General features: G+C 71.6%; 23 protein-coding genes. 9 read left to right on the top strand and 14 right to left on the bottom strand.

Annotation, left to right across the window (positions count from 1 at the left end; translation table 11 throughout):
* Nucleotides 1–71: 71 nt before the first annotated feature.
* Both AB0K05_RS30135 and AB0K05_RS30130 read right to left on the bottom strand, forming a co-directional pair.
* Nucleotides 72–740 (bottom strand): response regulator transcription factor, encoded by a 669-nt coding sequence (locus AB0K05_RS30135; RefSeq protein ID WP_364233592.1) that lies wholly within the window; start codon nucleotides 738–740, stop codon nucleotides 72–74.
* On the bottom strand, nucleotides 737–1,861 hold the full coding sequence (locus tag AB0K05_RS30130) for a sensor histidine kinase (RefSeq protein ID WP_364233590.1): 1,125 nt from the start codon (nucleotides 1,859–1,861) through the stop codon (nucleotides 737–739). The genes AB0K05_RS30135 and AB0K05_RS30130 overlap by 4 nt, the downstream gene beginning before the upstream one ends.
* Before the next feature lie 82 nt (nucleotides 1,862–1,943).
* On the opposite strand from AB0K05_RS30130, the gene AB0K05_RS30125 reads away from it, so the two are divergent.
* Nucleotides 1,944–2,150: a hypothetical protein gene (locus tag AB0K05_RS30125; protein WP_364233588.1), complete on the top strand. Its 207-nt coding sequence runs from the start codon at nucleotides 1,944–1,946 to the stop codon at nucleotides 2,148–2,150.
* A gap of 25 nt (nucleotides 2,151–2,175) precedes the next feature.
* Here AB0K05_RS30125 and AB0K05_RS30120 read toward each other — a convergent pair whose 3' ends face one another.
* The 8 genes from AB0K05_RS30120 to AB0K05_RS30085 all read right to left on the bottom strand — a co-directional run bounded on the left by AB0K05_RS30120 (nucleotide 2,176) and on the right by AB0K05_RS30085 (nucleotide 8,727).
* The gene (locus AB0K05_RS30120) at nucleotides 2,176–3,189 is read right to left on the bottom strand and encodes an acyl-CoA desaturase (RefSeq protein WP_364233586.1); all 1,014 of its coding nucleotides are present in this window, start codon (nucleotides 3,187–3,189) and stop codon (nucleotides 2,176–2,178) included.
* 118 nt (nucleotides 3,190–3,307) lie between these two features.
* The gene (locus AB0K05_RS30115; RefSeq protein WP_364233584.1) at nucleotides 3,308–4,036 is read right to left on the bottom strand and encodes a hypothetical protein; all 729 of its coding nucleotides are present in this window, start codon (nucleotides 4,034–4,036) and stop codon (nucleotides 3,308–3,310) included.
* 80 nt (nucleotides 4,037–4,116) lie between these two features.
* Complete coding sequence (locus tag AB0K05_RS30110) at nucleotides 4,117–4,329, bottom strand: hypothetical protein (protein WP_148035068.1); 213 nt, start codon at nucleotides 4,327–4,329, stop codon at nucleotides 4,117–4,119.
* 96 nt (nucleotides 4,330–4,425) lie between these two features.
* Entirely contained in the window at nucleotides 4,426–5,019 is a 594-nt protein-coding gene (locus tag AB0K05_RS30105; protein ID WP_364233728.1) for a response regulator transcription factor, read from the bottom strand.
* A 521-nt stretch (nucleotides 5,020–5,540) separates the two neighbouring features.
* Complete coding sequence (locus AB0K05_RS30100) at nucleotides 5,541–6,698, bottom strand: sensor histidine kinase (protein ID WP_364233582.1); 1,158 nt, start codon at nucleotides 6,696–6,698, stop codon at nucleotides 5,541–5,543.
* 67 nt (nucleotides 6,699–6,765) lie between these two features.
* Entirely contained in the window at nucleotides 6,766–7,383 is a 618-nt protein-coding gene (locus AB0K05_RS30095) for a hypothetical protein (protein WP_364233579.1), read from the bottom strand.
* A 106-nt stretch (nucleotides 7,384–7,489) separates the two neighbouring features.
* Nucleotides 7,490–7,936 (bottom strand): YdeI/OmpD-associated family protein, encoded by a 447-nt coding sequence (locus AB0K05_RS30090; RefSeq protein ID WP_364233577.1) that lies wholly within the window; start codon nucleotides 7,934–7,936, stop codon nucleotides 7,490–7,492.
* Nucleotides 7,933–8,727: an alpha/beta fold hydrolase gene (locus AB0K05_RS30085; protein WP_219546040.1), complete on the bottom strand. Its 795-nt coding sequence runs from the start codon at nucleotides 8,725–8,727 to the stop codon at nucleotides 7,933–7,935. Before AB0K05_RS30085 ends, AB0K05_RS30090 begins: the two co-directional genes overlap by 4 nt.
* Nucleotides 8,728–8,844: 117 nt before the next feature.
* Here AB0K05_RS30085 and ppk2 point away from each other — a divergent pair, with 117 nt between their 5' ends.
* From ppk2 to ctaD, 4 genes are read left to right on the top strand one after another with little or no spacing between them, the layout of a single operon-like run.
* Nucleotides 8,845–9,633, top strand: a complete 789-nt coding sequence (ppk2, locus tag AB0K05_RS30080) for a polyphosphate kinase 2 (RefSeq protein ID WP_364233573.1) — start codon at nucleotides 8,845–8,847, stop codon at nucleotides 9,631–9,633.
* A 32-nt stretch (nucleotides 9,634–9,665) separates the two neighbouring features.
* The gene (gene fdxA, locus AB0K05_RS30075) at nucleotides 9,666–10,007 is read left to right on the top strand and encodes a ferredoxin (protein WP_148035061.1); all 342 of its coding nucleotides are present in this window, start codon (nucleotides 9,666–9,668) and stop codon (nucleotides 10,005–10,007) included.
* Nucleotides 10,004–10,795, top strand: coding sequence for an ArsR family transcriptional regulator (locus AB0K05_RS30070; RefSeq protein ID WP_364233571.1), 792 nt, complete (start codon nucleotides 10,004–10,006; stop codon nucleotides 10,793–10,795). The genes fdxA and AB0K05_RS30070 overlap by 4 nt, the downstream gene beginning before the upstream one ends.
* A gap of 31 nt (nucleotides 10,796–10,826) precedes the next feature.
* Nucleotides 10,827–12,449: a cytochrome c oxidase subunit I gene (ctaD, locus tag AB0K05_RS30065; protein WP_364233726.1), complete on the top strand. Its 1,623-nt coding sequence runs from the start codon at nucleotides 10,827–10,829 to the stop codon at nucleotides 12,447–12,449.
* Between the two features lies 1 nt (nucleotide 12,450).
* Here ctaD and AB0K05_RS30060 read toward each other — a convergent pair whose 3' ends face one another.
* Both AB0K05_RS30060 and AB0K05_RS30055 read right to left on the bottom strand, forming a co-directional pair.
* Complete coding sequence (locus AB0K05_RS30060; RefSeq protein ID WP_148035059.1) at nucleotides 12,451–12,987, bottom strand: DUF488 domain-containing protein; 537 nt, start codon at nucleotides 12,985–12,987, stop codon at nucleotides 12,451–12,453.
* On the bottom strand, nucleotides 12,984–13,316 hold the full coding sequence (locus AB0K05_RS30055) for a cupin domain-containing protein (RefSeq protein ID WP_364233568.1): 333 nt from the start codon (nucleotides 13,314–13,316) through the stop codon (nucleotides 12,984–12,986). Before AB0K05_RS30055 ends, AB0K05_RS30060 begins: the two co-directional genes overlap by 4 nt.
* A gap of 146 nt (nucleotides 13,317–13,462) precedes the next feature.
* Between AB0K05_RS30055 and AB0K05_RS30050 the strand changes: the two genes are divergently transcribed.
* Complete coding sequence (locus AB0K05_RS30050) at nucleotides 13,463–15,523, top strand: sensor histidine kinase (protein ID WP_364233565.1); 2,061 nt, start codon at nucleotides 13,463–13,465, stop codon at nucleotides 15,521–15,523.
* A gap of 11 nt (nucleotides 15,524–15,534) precedes the next feature.
* Here the strand turns inward: AB0K05_RS30050 and AB0K05_RS30045 are convergent, their stop codons facing one another.
* Nucleotides 15,535–15,690: a DUF6203 family protein gene (locus tag AB0K05_RS30045; protein ID WP_364233562.1), complete on the bottom strand. Its 156-nt coding sequence runs from the start codon at nucleotides 15,688–15,690 to the stop codon at nucleotides 15,535–15,537.
* A 94-nt stretch (nucleotides 15,691–15,784) separates the two neighbouring features.
* Between AB0K05_RS30045 and AB0K05_RS30040 the strand changes: the two genes are divergently transcribed.
* Nucleotides 15,785–16,309 carry a hypothetical protein gene (locus AB0K05_RS30040; RefSeq protein WP_148035056.1) on the top strand — a complete coding sequence of 175 codons (525 nt, stop codon included), beginning with the start codon at nucleotides 15,785–15,787 and terminating at the stop codon, nucleotides 16,307–16,309.
* Between the two features lie 574 nt (nucleotides 16,310–16,883).
* Here the strand turns inward: AB0K05_RS30040 and AB0K05_RS30035 are convergent.
* Complete coding sequence (locus AB0K05_RS30035; protein ID WP_271276175.1) at nucleotides 16,884–17,414, bottom strand: hypothetical protein; 531 nt, start codon at nucleotides 17,412–17,414, stop codon at nucleotides 16,884–16,886.
* Nucleotides 17,415–17,551: 137 nt separating this feature from the next.
* Between AB0K05_RS30035 and AB0K05_RS30030 the strand changes: the two genes are divergently transcribed.
* Both AB0K05_RS30030 and AB0K05_RS30025 read left to right on the top strand, forming a co-directional pair.
* Nucleotides 17,552–19,363 (top strand): ABC transporter ATP-binding protein, encoded by a 1,812-nt coding sequence (locus tag AB0K05_RS30030; protein WP_261808908.1) that lies wholly within the window; start codon nucleotides 17,552–17,554, stop codon nucleotides 19,361–19,363.
* On the top strand, nucleotides 19,363–21,195 hold the full coding sequence (locus AB0K05_RS30025; RefSeq protein ID WP_364233558.1) for an ABC transporter ATP-binding protein: 1,833 nt from the start codon (nucleotides 19,363–19,365) through the stop codon (nucleotides 21,193–21,195). The genes AB0K05_RS30030 and AB0K05_RS30025 overlap by 1 nt, the downstream gene beginning before the upstream one ends.
* Nucleotides 21,196–21,202 lie beyond the last annotated feature (7 nt).

The following is a 21,202-nucleotide window of genomic DNA, read 5'->3' as shown; positions in this document are numbered from 1 at the left end:
CTCTCGCGCGTCAGCCCGCGGCGTGCACTCACCGTACTCCCGGGGTTTCACCCGCCCCGGGGACGTACTCCTCAGGAGGTAAGCCAGCCCGGCGTGATGACACCGGCCTCGTAGGCGAGCACCACGAGCTGGGCGCGGTCGCGCACCCTGAGCTTGGTCATGATGCGGCTGACGTGGGTCTTCGCGGTGGCCGGGCTGAGCACCAGCTTGGCCGCGATCTCGTCGTTGGAAAGCCCGCCCGCGACCAGCGCCAGCACCTCGCGCTCCCGCTCGGTGAGGGCGTTGAGCTCAGGGCCGGGCTCGGGCCGCTTGACCCGGCCGGCGAACTCGGAGATCAGCCGCCGGGTGACGGACGGCGCGATGAGCGCGTCACCTCTGGCCACCACGCGGACGGCGTGGATCAGCTCGGCCGGCTCGGTGTCCTTGACCAGGAACCCGCCGGCGCCCGCGCGCAGCGCGCCGTAGACGTAGTCGTCGAGGTCGAACGTGGTCAGGATGATCACCTTGACCGTGTCGAGCCGCGGGTCGCCGGCGATCCGGCGGGTGGCCTCCAGACCGTCGAGCTCGGGCATCCGGATGTCCATCAGCACCACGTCCGGCCGCAGCTCGCGGGCCAGGGCCACGGCCTCGGCGCCGTTGCCCGCCTCCGCCACCACCTCGAGGTCGTCCTCGTCGCTGAGGATGGACCGGAACCCGGCTCGTACCAGGTTCTGGTCGTCGGCCAGCAGCACGCGGATCATGGGGCTCCGTCCAGCGGTAGTGAGGCGAGGACGCGGAAACCGCCCTCCGGTCGTGGCCCGGCCTCCAGGCTGCCGCCGAGCGCGACGGCGCGCTCGCGCATGCCGCGCAGGCCGAAGCCGCTGCCCTCGGTGAACGTGACTCCCGGGCCGTCATCATCCACGCGGATCAGGATATGCCGGTCATCTGAGGAGACGGTGAGCGTGGCCTCGCCGGCGCCGGAATGGCGGGCGACATTGGTCAGCGCCTCGCGGATGATCCGGACGGCGGCCAGGTCGACCTCGACCGGCACCCGGTCGAGCGGCCCGGACAGCTCGGTGCGCACCTTCAGCCCGGACGCCCCGACCAGCTCGTCCAGCCGGGACAGGCTGTCGGCGGGCGCGGTCGGCGCGTCCTCGTCGACCTGGCGCAGCACGCCCAGCGTGGTGCGCAGCTCGCGCAGCGTCTCCTTGCTCGTCTCCTTGATCGTGCGCAGCGCCAGCTCGGCGTCTTCAGGCCGCTTCCTCATGCCGTGGAGCGCCGCCGACGCCTGCACGTTGATCAGGGAGATGTTGTGACCGAGCACGTCGTGCAGCTCCCTGGCGATGCGCAGGCGCTCCTCGCCGGCCCGCCGCCTGGCCTCCTCCTCCTTGCCGCGCTCGGCCTCGTGCGCCCGCTGCTCGGCCTCCCGCAGGTAGGCGCGGCGGTTGCGGGCCACGCTGCCGCCCGCGATGGCCGCCACCACCCAGCCGGCGATCATGACGAACGTGCTGTCGTCCACGTGGCGGACCTCGCCGCTCTCGCCCAGCCCCATAGCCAGCAGCGCGACCGAGCCGGTGGCGATGGCGGCGATGAGATGGCCGCGATCGGCCGCGGTGTAGAGCACCAGGAACGGCAGGAAGATGATCGGGGCGTCCAGCGAGGTGAAGGGATAGTAGGCCACGGTCGCCCCCATCACGGCGACCAGGGCCCCCACCGGGCAGCGCTCGCGGAACAGCACGCCGGCCATGGCGACGACGGGCAGCACCACGTCGAGCACGCCGGGATGCCGGTCGGCGCGGACCACCCAGGTGACGGCGAGCGCCACCACGGCCACCGCCACGACGGCGAGTGACATGACCGTGCTTCCCTGCAGCCTGCCCATGCCCCCCATTCTCCCGGTCCGCGCAGCGTACGGGCCATACACCGGAAGTCGTAAGCGGGCCGCTCGCGGGTACAGCCCCGGGATGAGCAACGAAGAGGAACTGCGCCGGCTCGACGAGGAGATTGCGCGGCTGAAGCAGGAGAACCGCGAGCAGCGCGAGCAGATCAGGGACATGGGGGCGACCGACCAGACGGAGATCGCCTCCCTGATCACCCAGGCCGACGAGCAGGCGGGACTCATCTCCGAGTTGGAGGAACGCCGAGAGAGCCTGCGTCGCCGGCAGGGCTGAGGACAGGCGGACGGGACGGGCCGGGTCAGCGCAGCGCGGCCCCCACGTCGTGCAGGTGCCGCAGGGCCTGACCGTACGAGCGGAACAACCCGGTCTCCAGGTAGCTGACGCCGATCTCCTCGCAGTAGCGCCGCACGATCGGCTGGGCCTTGCGGAGGTTGGGCGCCGGCATGTTCGGGAACAGGTGGTGCTCGATCTGGTAGTTGAGCTGGCCGAGGGCGATGTCGGTGACGACGCCGCCCCTGACGTTGCGCGAGGTGAGCACCTGCTTGCGCAGGAAGTCCAGCTTGTCTTCGGCGGTGAGCACCGGCATGCCCTTGTGGTTGGGCGCGAACGAGCAGCCCAGGTACACGCCGAACACCCCTTGGTGCACGATCAGGAACAGCAGTGCCTTCCCGAACGGCAGCACGGCGAAGACCGCGCCGAAGTAGAGCACGAAGTGCGCCAGCAGCAGCACGCCCTCGGTGCGGCGGCGCCTGGCCCCGGGCTGGAACAGCGCCTTCACGCTGGCCACGTGCAGGTGCCAGGCCTCCAACGTGAGCAGCGGGAAGAACCAGAGCGCCTGCCGCTTGGCGAGGAACCGGGGCAGGCCGCGGCTCCTGGACACCTGGTCCTCCGACCAGACGATCACCGCGGGGGAGACGTCCGGGTCGTGGTCCTCGTGGTTGGGGTTGGCGTGGTGCTTGTTGTGCTTGGTGTTCCACCAGCCCCAGCCGAGGCCGATGCTGAGGTTGCCGACCAGCATGCCGACGAGGTCGCTGGTGCGGCGGGTCCTGAAGACCTGACGGTGGCCGAGGTCGTGGGCGATGAAGCCGACCTGGGTGAAGACCACGGCGAGCACGACGGCCACGAGCAGCTGCAGCCACGAGTCGCCCACCCAGACGAACAGCGCCCAGCCGCCCACGAAGGAGGCCGCGACGATGGCGCCTCGGACGGCGTAATAAACGGGACGCCGGTCGAGTAGACCGGCCTCATTGATCTTGGTGGCGAGTCTGGCGAAGTCACTGCCTCTGGTCGCCAGGCTGACGGGTTCGGCCACAGGTCTCCCTCGGTGTCGCGATGGACGGATGCCCCCAGACTGACGCATCCGCTGCCCTCGTGAAAGATCCGGAAGCGCGGGTCGGCCCGCGAACCCCTTGCCTGCCGGTCAAACTTGCTCAAAATTGGGCAAGCTTCCCCTGCCGTGCCTCGAACGGGAGCTGCGGCACAGTCGCCTCGCTGAACTCCGGCAGCCCCACCACCAACTGCTTGCCCACCACCCGCAGCCCGCGCGCCGCCGCGCGGGCGTCCATGCCGTGCCGCTCCATCGCGTAGAAGGAACCGCGGCCGTAGTCGATGCGGATGCTCTCCAGCCCCGGCCGCTCCCGCGCCAGGCAGGCGCCCATGGGCTTGCCCAGCGCGTCCGGCGTGACGCCGGTGTGGGCGCTGCCCGCGACCACCAGCGTGGGGGCGGCCACTGTGTCCAGCACCCGCCGGGCCATGGCGGAGTCCCTGTCCGGCCGGTCGGCGCCGTCGAACAGCGTGAGCGTGATCGGGGACAGCCGCCGCAGCACCGCGAGATGCCCCGCGGTCACCCGGCCGTCGCCCACCCACCAGTGCGCGCTCTCCAGCGGCGTGCCGTGTCTCAGGTACGTGTACAGCTCCATGGTCAGGCCGCCGTGCCAGTCGAGCGCCAGGCTGCCGAGCCTGAGCGCGTCCATCAGCCGCAGGATGACCAGCGGGTTCTCCCGTACTCCTGGCATCTCGCCGAGCAGCAGCAGGCCGGTCTCCATGAGCGACCGGCGCGCTCTCGCCAGGGCGGCCTCCTCCATCGGCAGCTCGAACCCGCTCGTGTCGAAGTCGGCCACGGCCCGCGTCAGGCCGTCGATGGTGTCAACGCCCGGCATGCCCTCAGGGTGATCGGGAACGTGGAGCGGTGCAACGGCCCTGTCGCCCAACGGTCGTGCGCGTTCGCCCAGCGGTCAGGTCACCGCGCGGACAGCCGGTCGAACAGGGCCAGCGCCGCCTCCCGCACCTCCTCGGGCGAGAGCCCGTCCAGCGTCCGCCTGGCCTGCGCGATGTCGCGGGTCGTCGCCAGCGTGATGGCCACGGACGACGCCGCGGCCCGGTCGACGGATCCGGCGGGCGCGGCGTCGGCCAGTTCCTGGGCGTTGGCGGCGAGGTCGAGGTTGTCGTTCAACGGGGCTCCTCAGTTGGTTGATCGGGCCATTGCATCATTCTGCGGCGTATTGTTTCCATCACTCGTTGAATGACGACTTGAGCGGGTCGTGGGCCGTCACGCACCCGGGACGGCCAGGCCCGACTCGTAGGCGGCGATCACGGCCTGGACCCTGTCGCGCAGGCCCAGCTTGGCCAGCAGGTTGCTGACGTGCGTCTTCACCGTGTGCTCGCTGACCACCATGGCTTCGGCGATCTCCGCGTTGGACAGCCCGCGGGCGATCAGCTGCAGCGTCTCCCGCTCCCTGGCCGTCAGCACCTCCAGCGCCCCGGGCCTCGGCCTGGCCGGCCGGGACGTGAACTCGCGGATCAGCCGGGTCGTCACCGACGGGGCCAGCAGCGACTCGCCGGCCGCCACCACCCGCACCGCGTTCACCAGGTCGTCGCGGCGCACGTCCTTCAGGAGGAACCCGCTGGCGCCGGCCCGCAGCGCGTCGTACACATAGTCGTCCAGGTCGAACGTGGTCAGCATGAGCACCCTGCACCCGGTCTCCGCGCACACGATCCCGGCGGCTTCGATGCCGTCCATCCGGGGCATGCGGATGTCGAGCAGCAACACGTCCGGCCGGTGCTCCCGCGCCGCGGCCACCGCCGCCAGCCCGTCCCCCGCCTCGGCCACCACCCGGATGTCCGGCTGCGCGTCCAGGATCATCGCGAACCCGCTCCGCACCAACTCCTGATCATCCGCCACCACCACCCGAATCTCCCCATCCGTTCCCCCCTGACGTGCGGTGTCGGCACGAAGCGGCGGCTCTTCAGGCGGTTCCCCACCGGGGTGTGCGGCCCGTTCGGGTGCGGCGCCCGCGCGGAGAGGCGCGCCGTGCAGGGGCGGCTCTTCAGGCGGCCCCCCTCCGGGGTGACCCATTCGTGGGGGGTTTGCGCGGAAGGGCGGGCCGTAAGGGGGTGGGTCTTCGGGCGGCTCCCCTCCGGGGTGTCCCGTTAGCTGGGGTTTTGTGCGGAAGGACCCGTTGTGATGGGGAGGTTCTTCAGACGGCCCTCCGCGGGGGTGTCCGGTTGGTGGGGGGTTTGCGTGGAGGGGAGTGCTGTGACGGCGTGGGTTTTGAGAGGTCTGCCCGCTGAGGCTTCCGGTTCGTGGGGGGCCTGCGTGGAGGGGTGTTCCAGGAGGCTCCTTGGTGACGGGAGGCTGGCTTTCTCCGGGGAGGGGTGAGGGGGTCATGAGAGGGGGAGGCGGGCGGAGACGTGGAAGCCGGGGGCGTCGGTGCGGGGGCCGGCGGTGGCGGTGCCGCCGCAGGCGGTGGCGCGTTCGCGGATGCCGATGAGCCCGTGGCCGCCGGAGGGCAGGGCGCGGCCGGCGCCGCGGCCGTCGTCGGTGACCTCGATCATGAGGGTGTCGTCCTCCCAGGTGAGCCGGATGCCGGCACGGGTGGCGCCGGCGTGCTTGACGATGTTGGTGAGCGCCTCCTGGACGATCCGGTACGCGGCCACGGCGCTCGCGGCCGTCACCGGCCCGGGCTCGCCCGCGACCTCGAACGTCACCTCCAGCCCCGCGCCGGAGACCTGCGCGGCCAGCTCAGGCAGGTCGTCGACGGTGGGCTGGGGCGCGCGCGGCGCGCCGCCGTCCTCCTTCAGCACCCCCAGCATGCGCCGGATCTGCTCCATCGCGTCACGCCCGGCCCCCGCGATGGCGTCGAACGCCGCCTCCGCCCGCGCCGGGTCCTTCCTGACCGCGACGGGACCGGCCTCGGCCTGCACCACCATGAGGCTGACAGCGTGGGCGAGTATGTCGTGCATCTCGCGGGCGATCCTGGCGCGCTCACGCTCCGCGGCGCGCTGGGCCTCCAGCTGGCGTTCCCTCTCCAGCCTGGCGGCCCGTTCCTTCAGCGCCGCCGCCTGGGCCCGGGAGCCCGCCGCCGCCCTGCCCATCGCGTACGCCGCCACCAGCAGGATGCCGCTGCGCAGCGCCGTGTCCGGCGAGCCGGGCAGGAAGAACGACCCCACCACGGTGCAGGCGAGCAGCAGCATCCGGATCGGCCGAGACGACAGCGCGGCCACCGTGTAGTAGGCGACCAGCTGGCCGTACCAGACGGGCTGCTCGGCGACGGGGGCGGCCAGGTCGTACAGCAGGCTCGTGGTCAGCGACACGATCAGCACGGCCAGCGGGGCCCGGCGGCGCCAGACCAGGGGCAGCGAGGAGGCGACCGCGACCACGTACCCCCACCAGTGCCACGGCAGGCCCTCGTACTGCCGGGTGGTCAGCAGCGGCCAGAGCTGCGCGCCGGTGACCAGGAGAGCGAGCGCGCCGTCCACCAGCAGGGGCGGCAGCGCTCGCGCGCGCCGCCGCAGCACGGTGACAAGCGGGGGCTCCTGCACGGCTCCTCATCCTCCCGCACCGTACGGCGAATCCCGAAATATCGCCCCCGTACGAGGGACCGCCCGATCAGACATGAGCCGGGACGGACCGGCTCCTGGCCCGCAGCGCCAGCGGAAGGAACGCGACCACGGCCAGCACGGAACCCACCGGGATGAGGTCGAGCGAGATCACCGGAAGCACGGTCTGGGCCAGGACGAGCAGCGGCATCCAGGGCCGCACGTGACGCCCGGCGGCGAGCTGCGCCGAGAGGGCCACCAGAGCGGCGTAGAACAGGACAGGCCCGGCCTGGTAGACCAGCAGCGACACCCCCGGCACCGCCTGGACTTGGTCGAACAGCGGCCCCATGGCCTCGTGGTCCGCGGCCATGAACCCCACCACCACGTCCACGGCGAACTGGACGAACGCGAACCCGATCCCCGCGAGACCGGCGGCGAACGTGACGGTGGCCATCCGGGTGCGCCCGAGCAGCGCCCGCATGTCGTGCAGCATCACCGCGAACAGCACCAGCGCCGCCATGAACGCCAGGTGGCCGAGTGTCCAGGCCGCCCCGGGTCCTCTGCTCCCGTCGAACCCGTCGACGATCCTGAGCACCCCGTAGACCAGGGCGAGCAGCGGCGCGGCCAGGTACGAGCAGGCCGCGAGGGTGGTGGGCGGTGCGGCGGGGGGAACGTGCCGGACGGACATGGTGGCTCCTTCGAAGCGGTCGAGGTTGCCCACCCATCCTGAGATTTCCGGCGCCTCGGCGGATCGCCGCCAGGGGCGATCCTCGGGCTCACTCTCACGAGGGATGTCAGGCCTCGCCCGCGGCGAGCCTGGTGACCGCGTCGGCCACCCGCCGCTGCCTGGTCTCGGCCTTGTTGGCGCCCTCGACCTGCAGCACGACACGCCGCTGCCGGGAGTACGACAGGCCGTCGAAGAACGCCTTGGCCGCGGGCGCCCGGTCGAGCGCCTCGGCCAGGTCGGGCGGCACGGTGACCGTGCGGGGCTCGGTGTCGAGCTCCAGGCCGACCTCGATCTCGTCGCCGGCGGCCACGCCCGCGCCCTCGCGGTTCTCGGCGGCGAGCGGCAGCATCGAGCGGCCGCCCATCGGCGCCACCGTGCTGCGGTAGACATACCCGTTGATCGTGACGCGGACGGGCGGGCGTCTGCCCGCTCCCAGCCCGGCCACCACCTCGGGCGGCACCTCGATCCCTGTCGCGGTCCTGCCGCTCAGCTCGACGGTGGTACGGAAGATCATCGGAAGAACCCCTTGAGTACGGGCGCGAGAGCGGCGGGCTTGACGATGTGGGTCTGGCCGTCGAGCGTGCGGTGCTCGGCGTCGGGGAGCACCCGGGCCAGGTCGCGGGTGCCGTTGCGGATCCAGGCCGGGCTCTTGCTCCCGTCGACGACCAGGGCCGGCATCTTGACGCCGTCCCACCGGCCTTCGGGCAGCGGCCTGCCGTGCTCGAACTCGGTCACGAACGCGGCGTCGTACGGCAGCGTACGGGCGACTTTCTTCATCGTCGACCAGCCGGGCATGAGGGTCATCATGGCCACCACGGGGGCGGGCAGGTTGACGCCCCGGCGCATGAAGTAGCGGATCGCCGCGCCCGGCTTGCCCTGGGCCAGCATGGTCTCGATGCTCGCCGTGTAGTCGGCGGGGATGGGCGGGCGGGTGCCGTCGACGATGAAGGGCGGCTCGTACACGGCGATCTTGCTGACGGGCAGCCCGCTCGCGGCGGCGGCCAGGGCCAGCGCGGCGCCGGAGGAGATGCCGTACAGGAAGACCGGCTCGCCGATCATCTCGATGAGGGCGGCGATGTCCTCGATCTCCCGCTCGGGGGCGAACGGCGTGGTGTCGCCGCTCTCGCCGCGTCCGCGCCGGTCGTAGGTGTAGACCGTGTGGGTGTCGGCCATCTCCTGGGCGAGCGGGGTGTTGGGGCCCGAGGCGCGGTAGCACATCGCGCCGTCGACGAGCAGCAGCGCGGGGCCCTGGCCGGTGCGCGTGTAGGCGATGGTGGTGCCGTCGCGGGAAATCACGGTGTTCATGTCCTGCCTCTTCCGTTCGGGGTACCTTGAGGGTTCCACCGACAAATATATTTGTCAAGGGCGCCATCGTGGAGGATCGGTCAGGGCGGGAACGGGTCCGGCATCGGAGGGTTGCGCATGGCTGACGAGAAGATGGCTCGCAAGGCGTACGAGAAGAAGTTGTACCGGCTGCAGGGCGAGCTGGTGAAGATGCAGGAGTGGGTGCGGGTCGCGGGCGAGCGGGTGGTGGTGGTCTTCGAGGGGCGCGACGCGGCGGGGAAGGGCGGCGCGATCAAACGGGTGGCGGAGTATCTCAACCCGCGCGTCACCCAGATCGTCGCCCTGCCGGCCCCCACCGAGCGCGAGCGCACGCAGTGGTACTTCCAGCGCTACGTCGAGCACCTGCCCGCGGCCGGCACCATCGTGCTGTTCGACCGGAGCTGGTACAACCGGGCGGGAGTGGAGCGGGTGATGGGTTTCTGCACCGAGGAGGAGCATTCCCGGTTCCTCCACCAGTGCCCGATCTTCGAGCGGCTGCTGGTCGAAGACGGGATCCTGCTGCGCAAGTACTGGTTCTCGGTGAGCGACGCCGAGCAGGAGCGGCGCTTCCGCAAGCGGCTGGAGGACCCGATGCGCCGCTGGAAGCTGTCGGCCGTCGACCTCGAGTCCATCACCCGCTGGGAGGACTACTCGCGGGCCAAGGACGAGATGCTGGTCCACACCCACATCCCCGAGGCGCCCTGGCACGAGGTGGAGAGCGAGGACAAGCGGCGGGCCAGGATCAACATGATCAGCCACCTGCTGTCGACGATCCCGTACGAGGACGTGCCCCGCCCGGAGATCCAGATCCCGGAACGCCCGCCGGGCACCGGTTACCGCCGTCCGCCGCGGCTGGAGAACCATGTGCCGGACGTGACCCGCCCTTGACTTCTTATTTAGAGGATGCGCATCCTCTAAATATGACTTATGTGATCGCTGAGCCCTGCGTGGACGTGATCGACCGGGCCTGCGTGGAGGAGTGCCCGGTCGACTGCATCTACGAGGGCGCGCGGGCGCTCTACATCCAGCCGCTCGAATGCGTCGACTGCGGGGCGTGCGAGCCGGTCTGCCCGGTGGAGGCCATCTACTACGAGGACGACCTGCCCGAGCGGTGGCAGGTGTTCGCGGGCGACAACGCCGCGTTCTTCGCCGAGACGCTGCCCGGCAGGGACGCGCCCCTGGACTCGCCCGGGGGAGCGTCGAAGCTGGGCAGGCTCGGCGTCGACACCCCGCTGGTGGCCGGTCATCCGGTGACGTCATGACCGGGCTGGACCGGGCGCGGGCCCACGAGGTGCTGTCCGTGCCCAGCCGGGTCACCATCCTGGACCTGCTGCGCGAACGCGCCGAACCGCTCGACGCCCGCGAGCTCGCCGCCGGGACCGGCCTGCACGTCACCACTGTCAGGTTCCACCTGTCGGCGCTGCTCGAAGCCGGGCTGGTCGTCGAACGGGCCGAGCGGAGCGGCGGCCGGGGCCGGCCGCGCGCGGTGTACTCGGCGTCCTGGGCGGCGGAGCCGGAGCACGGGCCCTACCAGGAGCTCGCCGAGCTGCTGGCCCGCCACTTCGCCGACACCCCCGCCCAGCGGGCCCGCCGGGCGGAGCGCGCCGGCGAGGAGTGGGCGCTGCGGCGGCTGAGCCCCGCCGCGACCCCGGCGGTGAAGAGGGACGGCCGGTCGGCGGAGGACGCCCGGTCGGCGGTGAAGGGGGATGCCCGGTCGGTGGAGGACGCCCGGTCCGGGGTCAAGGGGGATGCCCGGTCCGAGGTGAAGGGGGACGCCCGGTCGGCGGTGACGGCGATGTTCGCCGAGATGGGGTTCGACCCGGAGCCGACCGGCGACGGGCGCATCCTGCTGCACGGCTGCCCGTTCCGCGCCACCGCCCGGTCGCATCCCGAGGTGGTCTGCGCCGCGCATCGCGGGCTGCTGCGCTCGGCTGTCGAACTCCTCGACCCGGGCGCGCCCGGGCTCGAACTGCACGCGTTCGTCCGTCCCGAGCTCTGCGTCATCACGGCGGGCGGCGACGCCCCCGAGCCGCACGGGACGTCACGATGAGCCGCGCCCGCTTCCGGAGCCCGACGTGGTGCTGACTCCCGCGCCGGCCCGCGACCGGGTCGAACGGCCCGCGCGGCGCCTCCTGACGTCCTGGCTGTCGTCCACGGACCACAAGGTCATCGGCTACCTCTACCTGATCACGTCGTTCGGGTTCTTCCTGGTCGCCGGGGTCATGGCCCTCGTGGTCCGGGCCGAGCTGGCCCAGCCGGGCCTGCAGCTGGTCAGCAACGAGCAGTACAACCAGCTGTTCACCATGCACGGCGCGATCATGCTGCTGCTGTTCGCCACGCCGCTGTTCGCCGGGTTCGCCAACGTCATCATGCCGCTGCAGATCGGGTCGCCGGACGTGGCCTTCCCCCGGCTCAACATGGTCAGCTACTGGCTGTTCCTGTTCGGCGGGCTGATCGCCGTCAGTGGCTTCCTCACCCCCGGCGGCGCCGCCGCGTTCGGCTGGTTCGCCTACACGCCGCTGTCCAGCGTGATCAGCTCGCCGGGCGTCGGCGGCGATCTGTGGATCATGGGCTTCGCGCTGAGCGGGCTCGGGACGATCCTCGGCGCGGTCAACTTCGTCACCACGGTCATCGGCATGCGGGCGCCCGGCATGACCATGTTCCGGATGCCGATCTTCACCTGGAACGTGCTGCTGACCAGCATGCTCGTGCTGATGGCGTTCCCCGTGCTGGCCGCCGCGCTGCTGGCGCTGGAGTCGGACCGCGCGTTCGGCACCCAGATCTTCGCGCCGGAGAACGGCGGGGCGATGCTGTGGCAGCACCTGTTCTGGTTCTTCGGGCACCCCGAGGTCTACATCATCGCGCTGCCGTTCTTCGGCATCATCACCGAGGTCATCCCGGTTTTCAGCCGCAAGCCGATCTTCGGTTACCTCGGCCTGGTCGGCGCGACCATCGCCATCGCCGGGCTGTCGATGACCGTGTGGGCCCATCACATGTTCGGCACGGGCCAGGTGCTGCTGCCGTTCTTCTCGTTCATGAGTTTTCTGATCGCGGTGCCGACCGGGGTGAAGTTCTTCAACTGGATCGGCACGATGTGGCGCGGGCACCTGTCCTTCGAGACGCCGATGCTGTTCTCGATCGGCTTTCTGGTCACCTTTCTCTTCGGCGGGCTCACCGGCGTCATCCTGGCCTCGCCGCCGCTCGACTTCCACGTCACCGACACCTATTTCGTGGTGGCCCACTTCCATTACGTGGTGTTCGGCACGGTGGTGTTCGCGATGTTCGCGGGATTCTTCTTCTGGTGGCCGAAGATGACCGGGCGGATGCTCGGCGAGAGGCTCGGGAAGATCCAGTTCTGGCTGTTGTTCGTCGGCTTCCACACCACGTTCCTGGTGCAGCACTGGCTGGGCATGCTCGGGTTCCCGCGCCGCTACGCCGATTACGGCGCGGGTGACGGGTTCACCCTGCTCAACCAGATCTCGTCCGTCGGCGCGCTGATCCTCGGGCTGTCCACGGTGCCGTTCCTCTACAACGTGTGGAAGACCTCGCGCGGGCCGCGCCGGGTGACGCTGGACGACCCCTGGGGGTTCGGCGGCTCGCTGGAATGGGCCACGAGCTGCCCGCCGCCGCGGCACAACTTCACCTTCATCCCGCCGATCCGCTCCGAACGGCCCGCGTTCGACCTCCACCACCCCCGGGAGTGATTCACTCCCCGCTGACGACGTCGTACACCAGCAGCCCGTCCTCCCGCAGCCGGGCGCCCGCGCTCGGCTGATGCTCGGCCGTCGCGCCCGAATGGCTCAGGTGCAGCACGGGCACGCCCCTGGCCAGCACGGCGAAGTCGGCGATGAGCCGCCGGTGGCAGCGCCACCACAGGGCCTCGGCGCACATCACGGCCGTGCGGCCGGCCGCGGCCTGTGCCAGCAGCTCGTCCATGGCGGCCAGGAAGCCGGGGTCGCGGGTGTGGCCGGCGTAGCCGCGGAAGGACTCGTTCTCCCAGAAGGTGTCGGGGGAGTCGGGCGCGGGCCTGCGGAAGCCGCCCAGCCGCCGGTCCCAGCGGTAGCCGATGCCGGCCTCCGGGAGCCAGACGGCCAGCTCCTCGCGGCGCGCGTCGGGGTTGCGCCTGCTGCCCGGCGCCGTCCGTACGTCCACCACCGCCTCGACGCCGGCGCCGCGCAGCAGGCCCGACAGCTCCGCGCGGCCGGCCGTGCCGTGACCGAAGGTCAGCAGCGGTTCGGTCACCGTGTCTTGGCGACGGTGAGCAGGCAGGCGGCGTCTTCCAGGGCGTCCAGGCTGTGCCGCGCCGGGGGGATGATCAGGAGGTCGCCCGTCATGCCGTCCCAGGAGTCCCCGCCGCTGTGCAGCCGCACCCGGCCGCGCAGCACCTGCAGGGTGGCCTCGCCGGGGTTCTCGTGCTCGGCGAGCGACTGGCCGGCCTTGAGCGCGATGAGCGTCTGCCGGAGCACGTGCTCGTGGCCGCCGTACAGGGTCTCGGCGCTGCGGCCCGTCGAGGCGTCGCCGGCGCGCTTGAGGTGCTCGCGTACGAGGGCTTCCAGAGATGTCTTCTGCATGCCTCCGAGTCTGGCATCAGGGGTGACCGGGAATCACGGCAAGGGTCAGGGATAACGGCACGGCCACAAGGGGCGATATATAACCATAAAGACGTCATAATCCTGTCCAGCTTCCGGCAGTGCCGGAACAGGAAGGCGGAGACAGGATGGTCGGGTTCGCGGTGTTCGCGGGGAAGACCGGGAAGGCCACGTTAACAGGCCCACGGATTCTGGCCGTCGCCATCGCGGTGGTCGCGCCGCTTCTGGAGATCGCCGCTCTCGTGCAGTGGGCCGGGCTGCCCGAGGCGTGGACGCCCCAGCTCACCGTCACCCCGCAGTCCGCCGTGGTGCTCACCTTCCCCGCGGTCGGCGCCTACCTCATCGCGCACCGGCCCCGGCTGAACATGGCCTGGATGATGTGCGCCGGCGGACTCGCCGCCGGGCTCAGCGACTTCTTCCAGTCGCTCATGCTCCGGGTCGCCGCCGACGGTCACCTGATGCTCGCGGGCTACCTGCGTCACACGTACATCGTCTTCTGGGCGGTGTGCGGGCTCACGCTGACCGCGCTGCTGCCGCTGTACTCGCCCGACGGGCGGCTGCCCTCGCCGCGCTGGCGCTGGGCGCTCGCGCTGAGCGCGGTCTCGCTCGGCACCGAGATGCTGCGCAACATCACCCGCCCGGACCCGTCGCCGATCGGCTACCGGTTCCCCGAGGTCGTCCCGAACCCGCTGCAGATCCGCGCGCTCGCCCCGTACCAGGAGATCATCTCGGAGACCGCCTGGGCCGGCATCTACCTCTCGCTGGCGCTGGCCGCGCTGTCGATGGCGCTGCGGCTGCGCCGGGCCGACCCGGTGGGCCGGCGGCAGATCGGGTGGCCGCTCTTCGCGTTCACCGGATACATCGTCTTCCTGGTCGTCGGGACGGCCGTGCCCGGCCTGGTGTGGGTGGCGGTGCTGTGGTCCGCGCTCATCCCGGTCGCGGTCGCGTTCTCTGTCATGCGCTACCGGCTGTACGGGATCGACACCGTCATCAGCCGCACCTTCGTGGCCGCCGGGCTGCTCGTCGTCATCAGCGCGGTCTACTTCGGCGCCGGCGCCGTGGCCAGCCTGGGAGTCTCCGGGTACGACAGGGTCGCCGGGCTGGCGTCAGCCCTGTTCGCCGGGGCGTTCTTCCAGCCGCTGCGGCGCGTGCTGCAGCGGGCCGTCGACCAGATGCTCTACGGCAAGGTCGGCGACCCCCGGCTGCTGGCCGCCCGGCTCACCCAGGCGATCCGGCGCGGCGACCCGGCCGAGGCACTGACCGCGGTCGTCGGCGTGCTGCGCGACGGGCTCGCGGTCGAGGGGGTGGCCGTGGAGGTGGCCGACGGCGAGCCCCGGTACGTGGAGAACGGCCGGGTCGGCGACCGGCCGCGCGAGGTGCCGCTGGTCTGGCACGGCGAGCGGGTCGGCCGCCTGCTGGTGGGCGCTCCCGGGCCGCGCCGCTTCCCGGCCGCGCACAACGAGCGGGTGCTCGCCACCCTCACTCCGTACGCGGCCGACGTCGCGCACGCCGTGCGCATGGCGGCGGACTTGCAACGTTCCAGGGAACGCATCCTGACCACGCGCGAGGAGGAACGGCGCCGGCTCCGCCGCGACCTGCACGACGGGCTGGGACAGAGCCTGGCGGGCATGGCCATGCTCATCAACATCGCCCGCGGCCGCCTGAAGGAGGCGCCGGACTCGGCCGACGCCCTGCTGCGCGAGCTGCGTACCGGGATGGACGCCGTCGCCGGCGACATCCGCGAACTGGTGTACGGGCTGCGCCCGCCGGCCCTGGACGACCTGGGGCTGGCGCGGGCGGTGCGCGAGCTGGCCGAGCAGGCCTCGCCGGAGATCGAGATCGAGGTGTCGGCCGAGGGCGACCTGTCGGAGCTCCCTGCGGCCGTGGAGGTGGCCGTCTACCGCATCGTCCAGGAGGCCCTGACCAACGTCCGGCGGCACGCGCGCGCCGAGCGGGCGCGCATCCACCTCCAGCGGGAACGCGAGGTGCTGCGGGTGACCGTCGCCGACGACGGCCGCGGCCTGCCGGAGAGCCGCCGGGCGGGGGTCGGCCTCAGCTCGATGCGCGAGCGCGCGGCCGAGCTGGGCGGGATCTGCGTGATCAGCGGCGGGCCCGGCGAGGGCACCCGGGTGGAGGTCATGCTCCCTCTCCTGCCCCAGCCGGCCCCGTCACAGAACAGCGTCCCCTGACCCCGGCCCGCTCAGCGTCTCCGGCCCCGCGCCGGCCGCCTCCGCTCCTGCTCTTCCTTGCGTCTGCTGCGTCGCCGTCCGAGGAACCAGCCGGCGCCCAGGATGGCCAGTCCGATGGGGGTACGCGCGAGCCACCGCGCCAGCGCGACTTTGAAAAGACCCTTCATGACGGGACCCCCTGCCCCACAGGGGCCGTGCCACACGACGGGCTTTCAGCGAGCTGAAACCGGAGTGTCAGCGGGGCTGCCTAAGATCCGCATCATGACATCCAGCGAGGGGACTCCCGGCAACGGCCGGCAGGGCACCGCGCACTTCGTCCATGTCGATCTCCACGTCCACTATCGCCAGGCCTACCTCGTCGACGACGAGGCGACGGGGCCCCACGGCCTGCCGGCGGACGACCCGGCCCATCCGGTCGGCATCATCAGGGTCGAGGAGGGAGCCGCGTTCCTGATCACCGGGGTCGACACCGGGACGGTCGGGTTCACGGTGGCGGTGGCCGACCGCGATCCCGGGCCCGAGCTGGAGGAGTTCGAAGACATCGTGGAGGTGGGGTTCAGGTCCGCGGTGGGGCGGGTGGCGCTGCACGAATGGGGCGGCCCCGCGTATGAGCTGCCGCCGCTGCCCGCCGGGCCCGGGTGGTACCGGTTGCGTTACCACGCCCGGGGGATGGACGGCCCGGTCGACGACGACTACCTGTTGCAGATCTGGCCCCAGGAGTCGGCCGAGCCCCGCGTCGTCAAGAGCAGCAGCGCCACGCTGCAGTACTGGCTGCACCCCGGCTGACACGCCCGCAGCGGACCGAACACGGCCGGACTCGCGCCGAGCGCGACCGGACGGTCGACGTGAACATGCGCGGCCTGCCGCACGGCATCCCCGCCGCGCTGCCGCATTCCCGGCAACGCGGCGGCCGGCTCACACCATGGCTCATGACGCGCGACCCACCGCGTCCGCTCCACCCCGTTCGCCGCCGTCGCGTACACGATCGGCCGGCCCCCGGACGCCGACGTCCTCCCGTCCACCCGGCCCTACGGAACCGACCCTCCCGATCAGAACGGCCGGCCCGCCCTGGCGGGGGCTGAGTTGGGAGCCAGCCCGCCCTCCCCGGGCGGGCGGCTCCGTCCGAACCGGCCTGAGGAACCGAGGGCACACGTCACCGCCATCCCCGGGTGGGCGGCTCCGTCCCAGCGGGGCTGAGCTGGAAGCCGGCCCGCTGTCCTAAGACGGTCGGCTTCCGTCCTGGCAAGGGCTGAGCCGACCCGCCGTCCCTGGGCGGGCGGCTCCGTCCTGGTGGGGCTGAGCTGGAGCCGGCCCGCTCTCCCTGGATGGCCGGTTTCGGGCCGCAGGGCCGGGGCGGTTGTCAGAGCCAGCTGGCGCGGACGCTGGGGCCGGCTTCGGCGGGGGCGGTGCCGAGGTCGCCCGCGCGTACGGCGGCGAGGGTGCGTTCGACGCAGGCGATGATCTCGGGGGCACGCTCGCGGAGGGCGAGGGCGTCCTGGGGGTACGACTCCTCCACGTTCCCCTGCTTGAGCACCACGTCCAGGTCGCCCAGCCGGTCGGCCAGCCAGCCGAGCGGGTCGGCCGACAGTTCCCTGGCGAAGACCCGGGGGCCCGGGTCCCAGCCGGTGAAGACCGGGTGGTGGTGGGTCCGGTCGAAGCTGCCCGGCCGCCCGTCGACGGACTCCAGCAGGTCCACTCGCCAGATCGGCCGGCCGAGGCTGATCGGGCGGGCCGAGTAGACCGTGCCCCGCAGCTCGCCCTCGTCGAGCATCCGCACTTCGAGCCGGACGCCGTGCTCGGCGCCCTCCTGGCCCTTGTTGGGTTGCGGGTCGACGAAGTAGATGTCGCTGACGGCCACGCCGATCCGCTCGAAGCCGAAGACGTACAGCACGAGGTACCCCTCTCCGTTCGGTTCCTCCTCCTCGGAGTATGAGCAGTGCTCGCCCACGAGAAAAGCGTTGGGAAACTGTCGGTGGCGGCTGGTAGAAAACAGGGTCGAAACGTCGACGGGGTCAGGGGGCCGTTCCCGTGAGCAGCAGTTCGGAGTTCTCTGTTTCCGGGCCGGTCTACGACCGGCGCGGCCCGCTGCGCTGGCTCTGGTCCCATGTGCGCCGCCATCCGCTCCACCTGACCGGGTTCCTCGGCGGGTCGCTGGTCATGGTGGTGCTCAACGCCATGGTCCCGCAGCTCACCGGCTCGGCCTTCGACGCGGTGCTGGGCGACGGGTCCGCGCTCGGCGCGATCGTGCTGGTCATGCTGGCGGTCGTGGTGGCCCGCGGCATCATCGACCTGGTGGCGCGGCTGTCGTCCGAGGTGCTGGCCAAGCGGCTGGAGCGCGACGCCCGCGACGAGCTCTACGTGAGCCTGCTCGGCAAGAGCCAGACCTTCCACAACCGCCAGCGGGTCGGCGATCTGATGGCCAGGGCCGCCAACGACATCCGGCAGCTCTCCATCATGATCTCCCCGGGCTTCGACCTGATCGTCGACTCCGGGCTGTCCGGCCTGGTGCCGCTGTTCTTCATCGCCACCATCGACCCGCGGCTGCTGCTCGTGCCCGGCGTGTTCGCGGTCGTCTTCGTGATCGCGCTCTGGCACTACATGCGCCAGCTCAACCCGGTCGCGACCCGGATGCGCGAGCAGTTCGGCGATCTCAACGCCGGGCTCAACGAGGCCGTGCGCGGCATCGAGGTCATCAAGGTGACCGCCCAGGAGGCGCAGGAGCGCCGCCGGTTCCGCGCCCGCGCCCGGCTCTACCGCGACTCCTTCGTGCGCAACGGCCTGGTGCAGGCCCGCTACCTGCCCACGCTGCTCTTCGCGGCCGCGATGGCGGGCGCGCTCTGGCACGCGCTCGCGCTGCAGGCGGCGGGCCAGATCACGATCGGCGACGTGGTGGCCTTCATGGGGCTCATGGGCATGCTCGGCTTCCCCACCCAGATGTCGATCTTCACGTTCTCGCTGGTCCAGCTCGGCGTCGTGGCCTCCCGCCGGATCCTCGCCATCGTCAACGCCGAGACCGAGCTCGACCAGCCGGCCGACGGCCATGCCGCCGCCGTCACCGGCGAGATCGTCTTCGACGACGTGACGTTCGGCTACGAGGGCGGCGACCCGGTGCTGCGCGGCGTGTCGTTCACCGTGCGGCCGGGCGAGACGGTCGCCGTCGTCGGCGAGACCGGCTCGGGCAAGAGCACGCTGACCAAGCTCGTGCCGCGCATCTACGACGTCACCTCCGGCCGCGTCCTCGTCGACGGCGTCGACGTGCGCGCCTGGGACCTCGACTCGCTCCGCTCCCAGATCTCCACCATCGAGCAGGACATCGTGCTGTTCTCCCGCTCCGTCGCGGAGAACATCGCCTTCGGCCTGGGCCAGAAGGCCGGCCGCGACGACGTGGTGCGGGCGGCCGAGGACGCGCAGGCGGCCGAGTTCATCGGCGAGCTCGACGACGGCTACGACACGGTCATCGGCGAGCGCGGCATCACCCTCTCCGGCGGCCAGCGGCAGCGGCTGGCCATCGCGCGGGCCCTGCTGACCGATCCGGCGATCCTCGTGCTCGACGACTCCACCAGCGCCGTCGACTCGGCCACCGAAGACCTGATCCAGCAGGCGATCGGCCGCGTGCTCGAAGGCCGCACCACGCTGCTGATCACCCACCGGCTGTCCCAGATCCGGTGGGCCGACAAGGTGCTGCTGCTCAAACGGGGCGAGCTGGTCGACTTCGGCACCCACGACGAGCTGCTCGGGCGCAGCCGTCTCTACCGCCGCATCTTCGCCCACTACGACGAGGTCCTGCCGGCCGGGGGCGACGCGCCCGTGCTGGCCGGCGAGCAGGGAAGGGCCGGCTGATGGGCTTCCTGATGGACGGCCTGGAGGCCGAAGACTACGACCGCACCTACAGCGACCGCGAGCTGCTGCGCCGGATCCTGTCCTACTTCCGGCCCAAGCTCGGGGCGATGGTGCTGGTCGCCGCCATGATCGTGCTCGTGTCGCTGGGGCAGGCGGCGGTGCCGCTGCTGGTCAGCTGGGGCGTCGACGCGGTGCAGGCGGGCACGATCGGCGACGTCGCCTGGCCGCTGACCGGCGCGCTGCTGCTCACCGGCGTCCTCGGCTGGGTGTTCAACTTCTTCCGGCAGTGGTACAGCGCGCGGGTGACCGGCGACGTCGTGCTCCACCTGCGCGAAGACGCCTTCGACGCGGTGCTCCAGCGCGACCTGTCCTTCTACGACGAGACGCCGTCCGGCCGCATCGTCAGCCGGGTGACGTCCGACACCGACGACTTCGCCACCGTGTCCACGCTCACCATGGACCTGATCAGCCAGGTGCTGATGGTCGGGTTCGTCACCGTGCTGCTGTTCCTGCGCAGCGTCGAGCTGGCCCTGCTGACGCTTCTGGTGGTGCCCGTCGTCGTGGGCCTGGCCCTGCTGTTCCGGCGGCTCGCCCGCGCCACCACCCGCAAGGCCCAGCGGTCGCTCAGCCGGGTCAACGCCAACCTGCAGGAAACCATGGGCGGCATCGCCGTGGCCAAGAGCTTCCGCCAGGAGCGGCAGGTCTACGACGAGTTCCTGCCGATCAACCGGCAGAGCTACCAGGTGACGCTGCGGCAGGGGTTCGTCTTCTCGGCGATCTTCCCGGTGCTGTTCCTGGTGGCCGGGCTCGCCACGGTCGCCCTGGTGCAGTTCGGCGGCACGGCCGTGCTCGGCGGGCGGTTGACGGCCGGTGACTGGTACCTGTTCCTCCAGGGTGTGGCGCTGTTCTGGTTCCCGCTGACGTCGATCGCCGCGTTCTGGTCGCAGTTCCAGCAGGGCCTGTCGGCGTCGGAGCGGGTCTTCGCGCTGATCGACGCGCCGCCGCGGGTGGTGCAGACCGGCGCGCAGCCGGTCGGCAGGCTGGCCGGGCGCATCGAGTTCCAGGGCGTCACCTTCGGCTACGACCCGGCCAGCCCGGTGCTGCGCGACTTCGACCTGCGCATCGAGGCCGGCGAGACGGTCGCGCTGGTCGGCCACACCGGCGCGGGCAAGTCCACGCTGAGCAAGCTGATCACCCGGTTCTACGAGTTCCAGGAAGGCCGGCTGCTCATCGACGGCCGCGACATCCGCGAGCTCGACCTGGGCGAATACCGCCGCCAGATCGGCGCGGTGCCGCAGGCGCCGTTCCTGTTCAGCGGCACCGTCGCCGACAACATCCGCTACCCCAGGCCGGATGCGACCGACGACGAGGTGCGGGCCGCGGCCGAGGCGGTCGGCGGCGGCGACTGGATCGACGCCCTGCCCCACGGCCTCGACACCGACGTGGGCGAGCACGGCCGGGCCCTGTCGATGGGGCAGCGCCAGCTCGTCGCGCTGGCCCGCCTGCTCGTCCAGGACCCGGCGATCGTGGTGCTCGACGAGGCCACGGCCAGCGTCGATCCGCTCACCGAGGCGCAGATCCAGGAGGGTCTCGACGTGGTGCTGGCCGAGCGCACCTCGATCGTCATCGCCCACCGGCTGTCCACCATCGAGCACGTCGACCGCATCATCGTGCTCGACCACGGCCGCATCGTGGAGGAGGGCGACCATCCGACGCTGCTGGCGCGGGGCGGCCGCTACTGCCAGGTCTACAACACCTACTTCCGCCACCAGTCGCCCAACTACCGGGCGGGCAGCGGATTCGTGCCCATCGGCTCGTCCAGACCGGCATGACCCCGGC

This window comes from Nonomuraea sp. NPDC049486 (assembly GCF_040676925.1).
GTDB classification, from domain to species: domain Bacteria; phylum Actinomycetota; class Actinomycetes; order Streptosporangiales; family Streptosporangiaceae; genus Nonomuraea; species Nonomuraea ferruginea.
This window is presented reverse-complemented; position numbering and strand designations above follow the sequence as displayed.

Coding starts and splice junctions, on each gene's coding strand:
- AB0K05_RS30105 (WP_364233728.1), bottom strand. CDS start 5,019: ATGATCCTGGACGCGCAGCCGGACATCCGGGTGGTGGCCGAGGCGGGG.
- AB0K05_RS30095 (WP_364233579.1), bottom strand. CDS start 7,383: ATGTCCGTCCGGCACGTTCCCCCCGCCGCACCGCCCACCACCCTCGCG.
- AB0K05_RS30085 (WP_219546040.1), bottom strand. CDS start 8,727: ATGAACACCGTGATTTCCCGCGACGGCACCACCATCGCCTACACGCGC.
- AB0K05_RS30070 (WP_364233571.1), top strand. CDS start 10,004: ATGACCGGGCTGGACCGGGCGCGGGCCCACGAGGTGCTGTCCGTGCCC.
- AB0K05_RS30115 (WP_364233584.1), bottom strand. CDS start 4,036: ATGCCGGGCGTTGACACCATCGACGGCCTGACGCGGGCCGTGGCCGAC.
- AB0K05_RS30135 (WP_364233592.1), bottom strand. CDS start 740: ATGATCCGCGTGCTGCTGGCCGACGACCAGAACCTGGTACGAGCCGGG.
- AB0K05_RS30125 (WP_364233588.1), top strand. CDS start 1,944: ATGAGCAACGAAGAGGAACTGCGCCGGCTCGACGAGGAGATTGCGCGG.
- AB0K05_RS30050 (WP_364233565.1), top strand. CDS start 13,463: ATGGTCGGGTTCGCGGTGTTCGCGGGGAAGACCGGGAAGGCCACGTTA.
- AB0K05_RS30045 (WP_364233562.1), bottom strand. CDS start 15,690: ATGAAGGGTCTTTTCAAAGTCGCGCTGGCGCGGTGGCTCGCGCGTACC.
- AB0K05_RS30130 (WP_364233590.1), bottom strand. CDS start 1,861: ATGGGCAGGCTGCAGGGAAGCACGGTCATGTCACTCGCCGTCGTGGCG.
- AB0K05_RS30040 (WP_148035056.1), top strand. CDS start 15,785: ATGACATCCAGCGAGGGGACTCCCGGCAACGGCCGGCAGGGCACCGCG.
- AB0K05_RS30025 (WP_364233558.1), top strand. CDS start 19,363: ATGGGCTTCCTGATGGACGGCCTGGAGGCCGAAGACTACGACCGCACC.
- fdxA (WP_148035061.1), top strand. CDS start 9,666: ATGACTTATGTGATCGCTGAGCCCTGCGTGGACGTGATCGACCGGGCC.
- AB0K05_RS30055 (WP_364233568.1), bottom strand. CDS start 13,316: ATGCAGAAGACATCTCTGGAAGCCCTCGTACGCGAGCACCTCAAGCGC.
- ppk2 (WP_364233573.1), top strand. CDS start 8,845: ATGGCTGACGAGAAGATGGCTCGCAAGGCGTACGAGAAGAAGTTGTAC.
- AB0K05_RS30090 (WP_364233577.1), bottom strand. CDS start 7,936: ATGATCTTCCGTACCACCGTCGAGCTGAGCGGCAGGACCGCGACAGGG.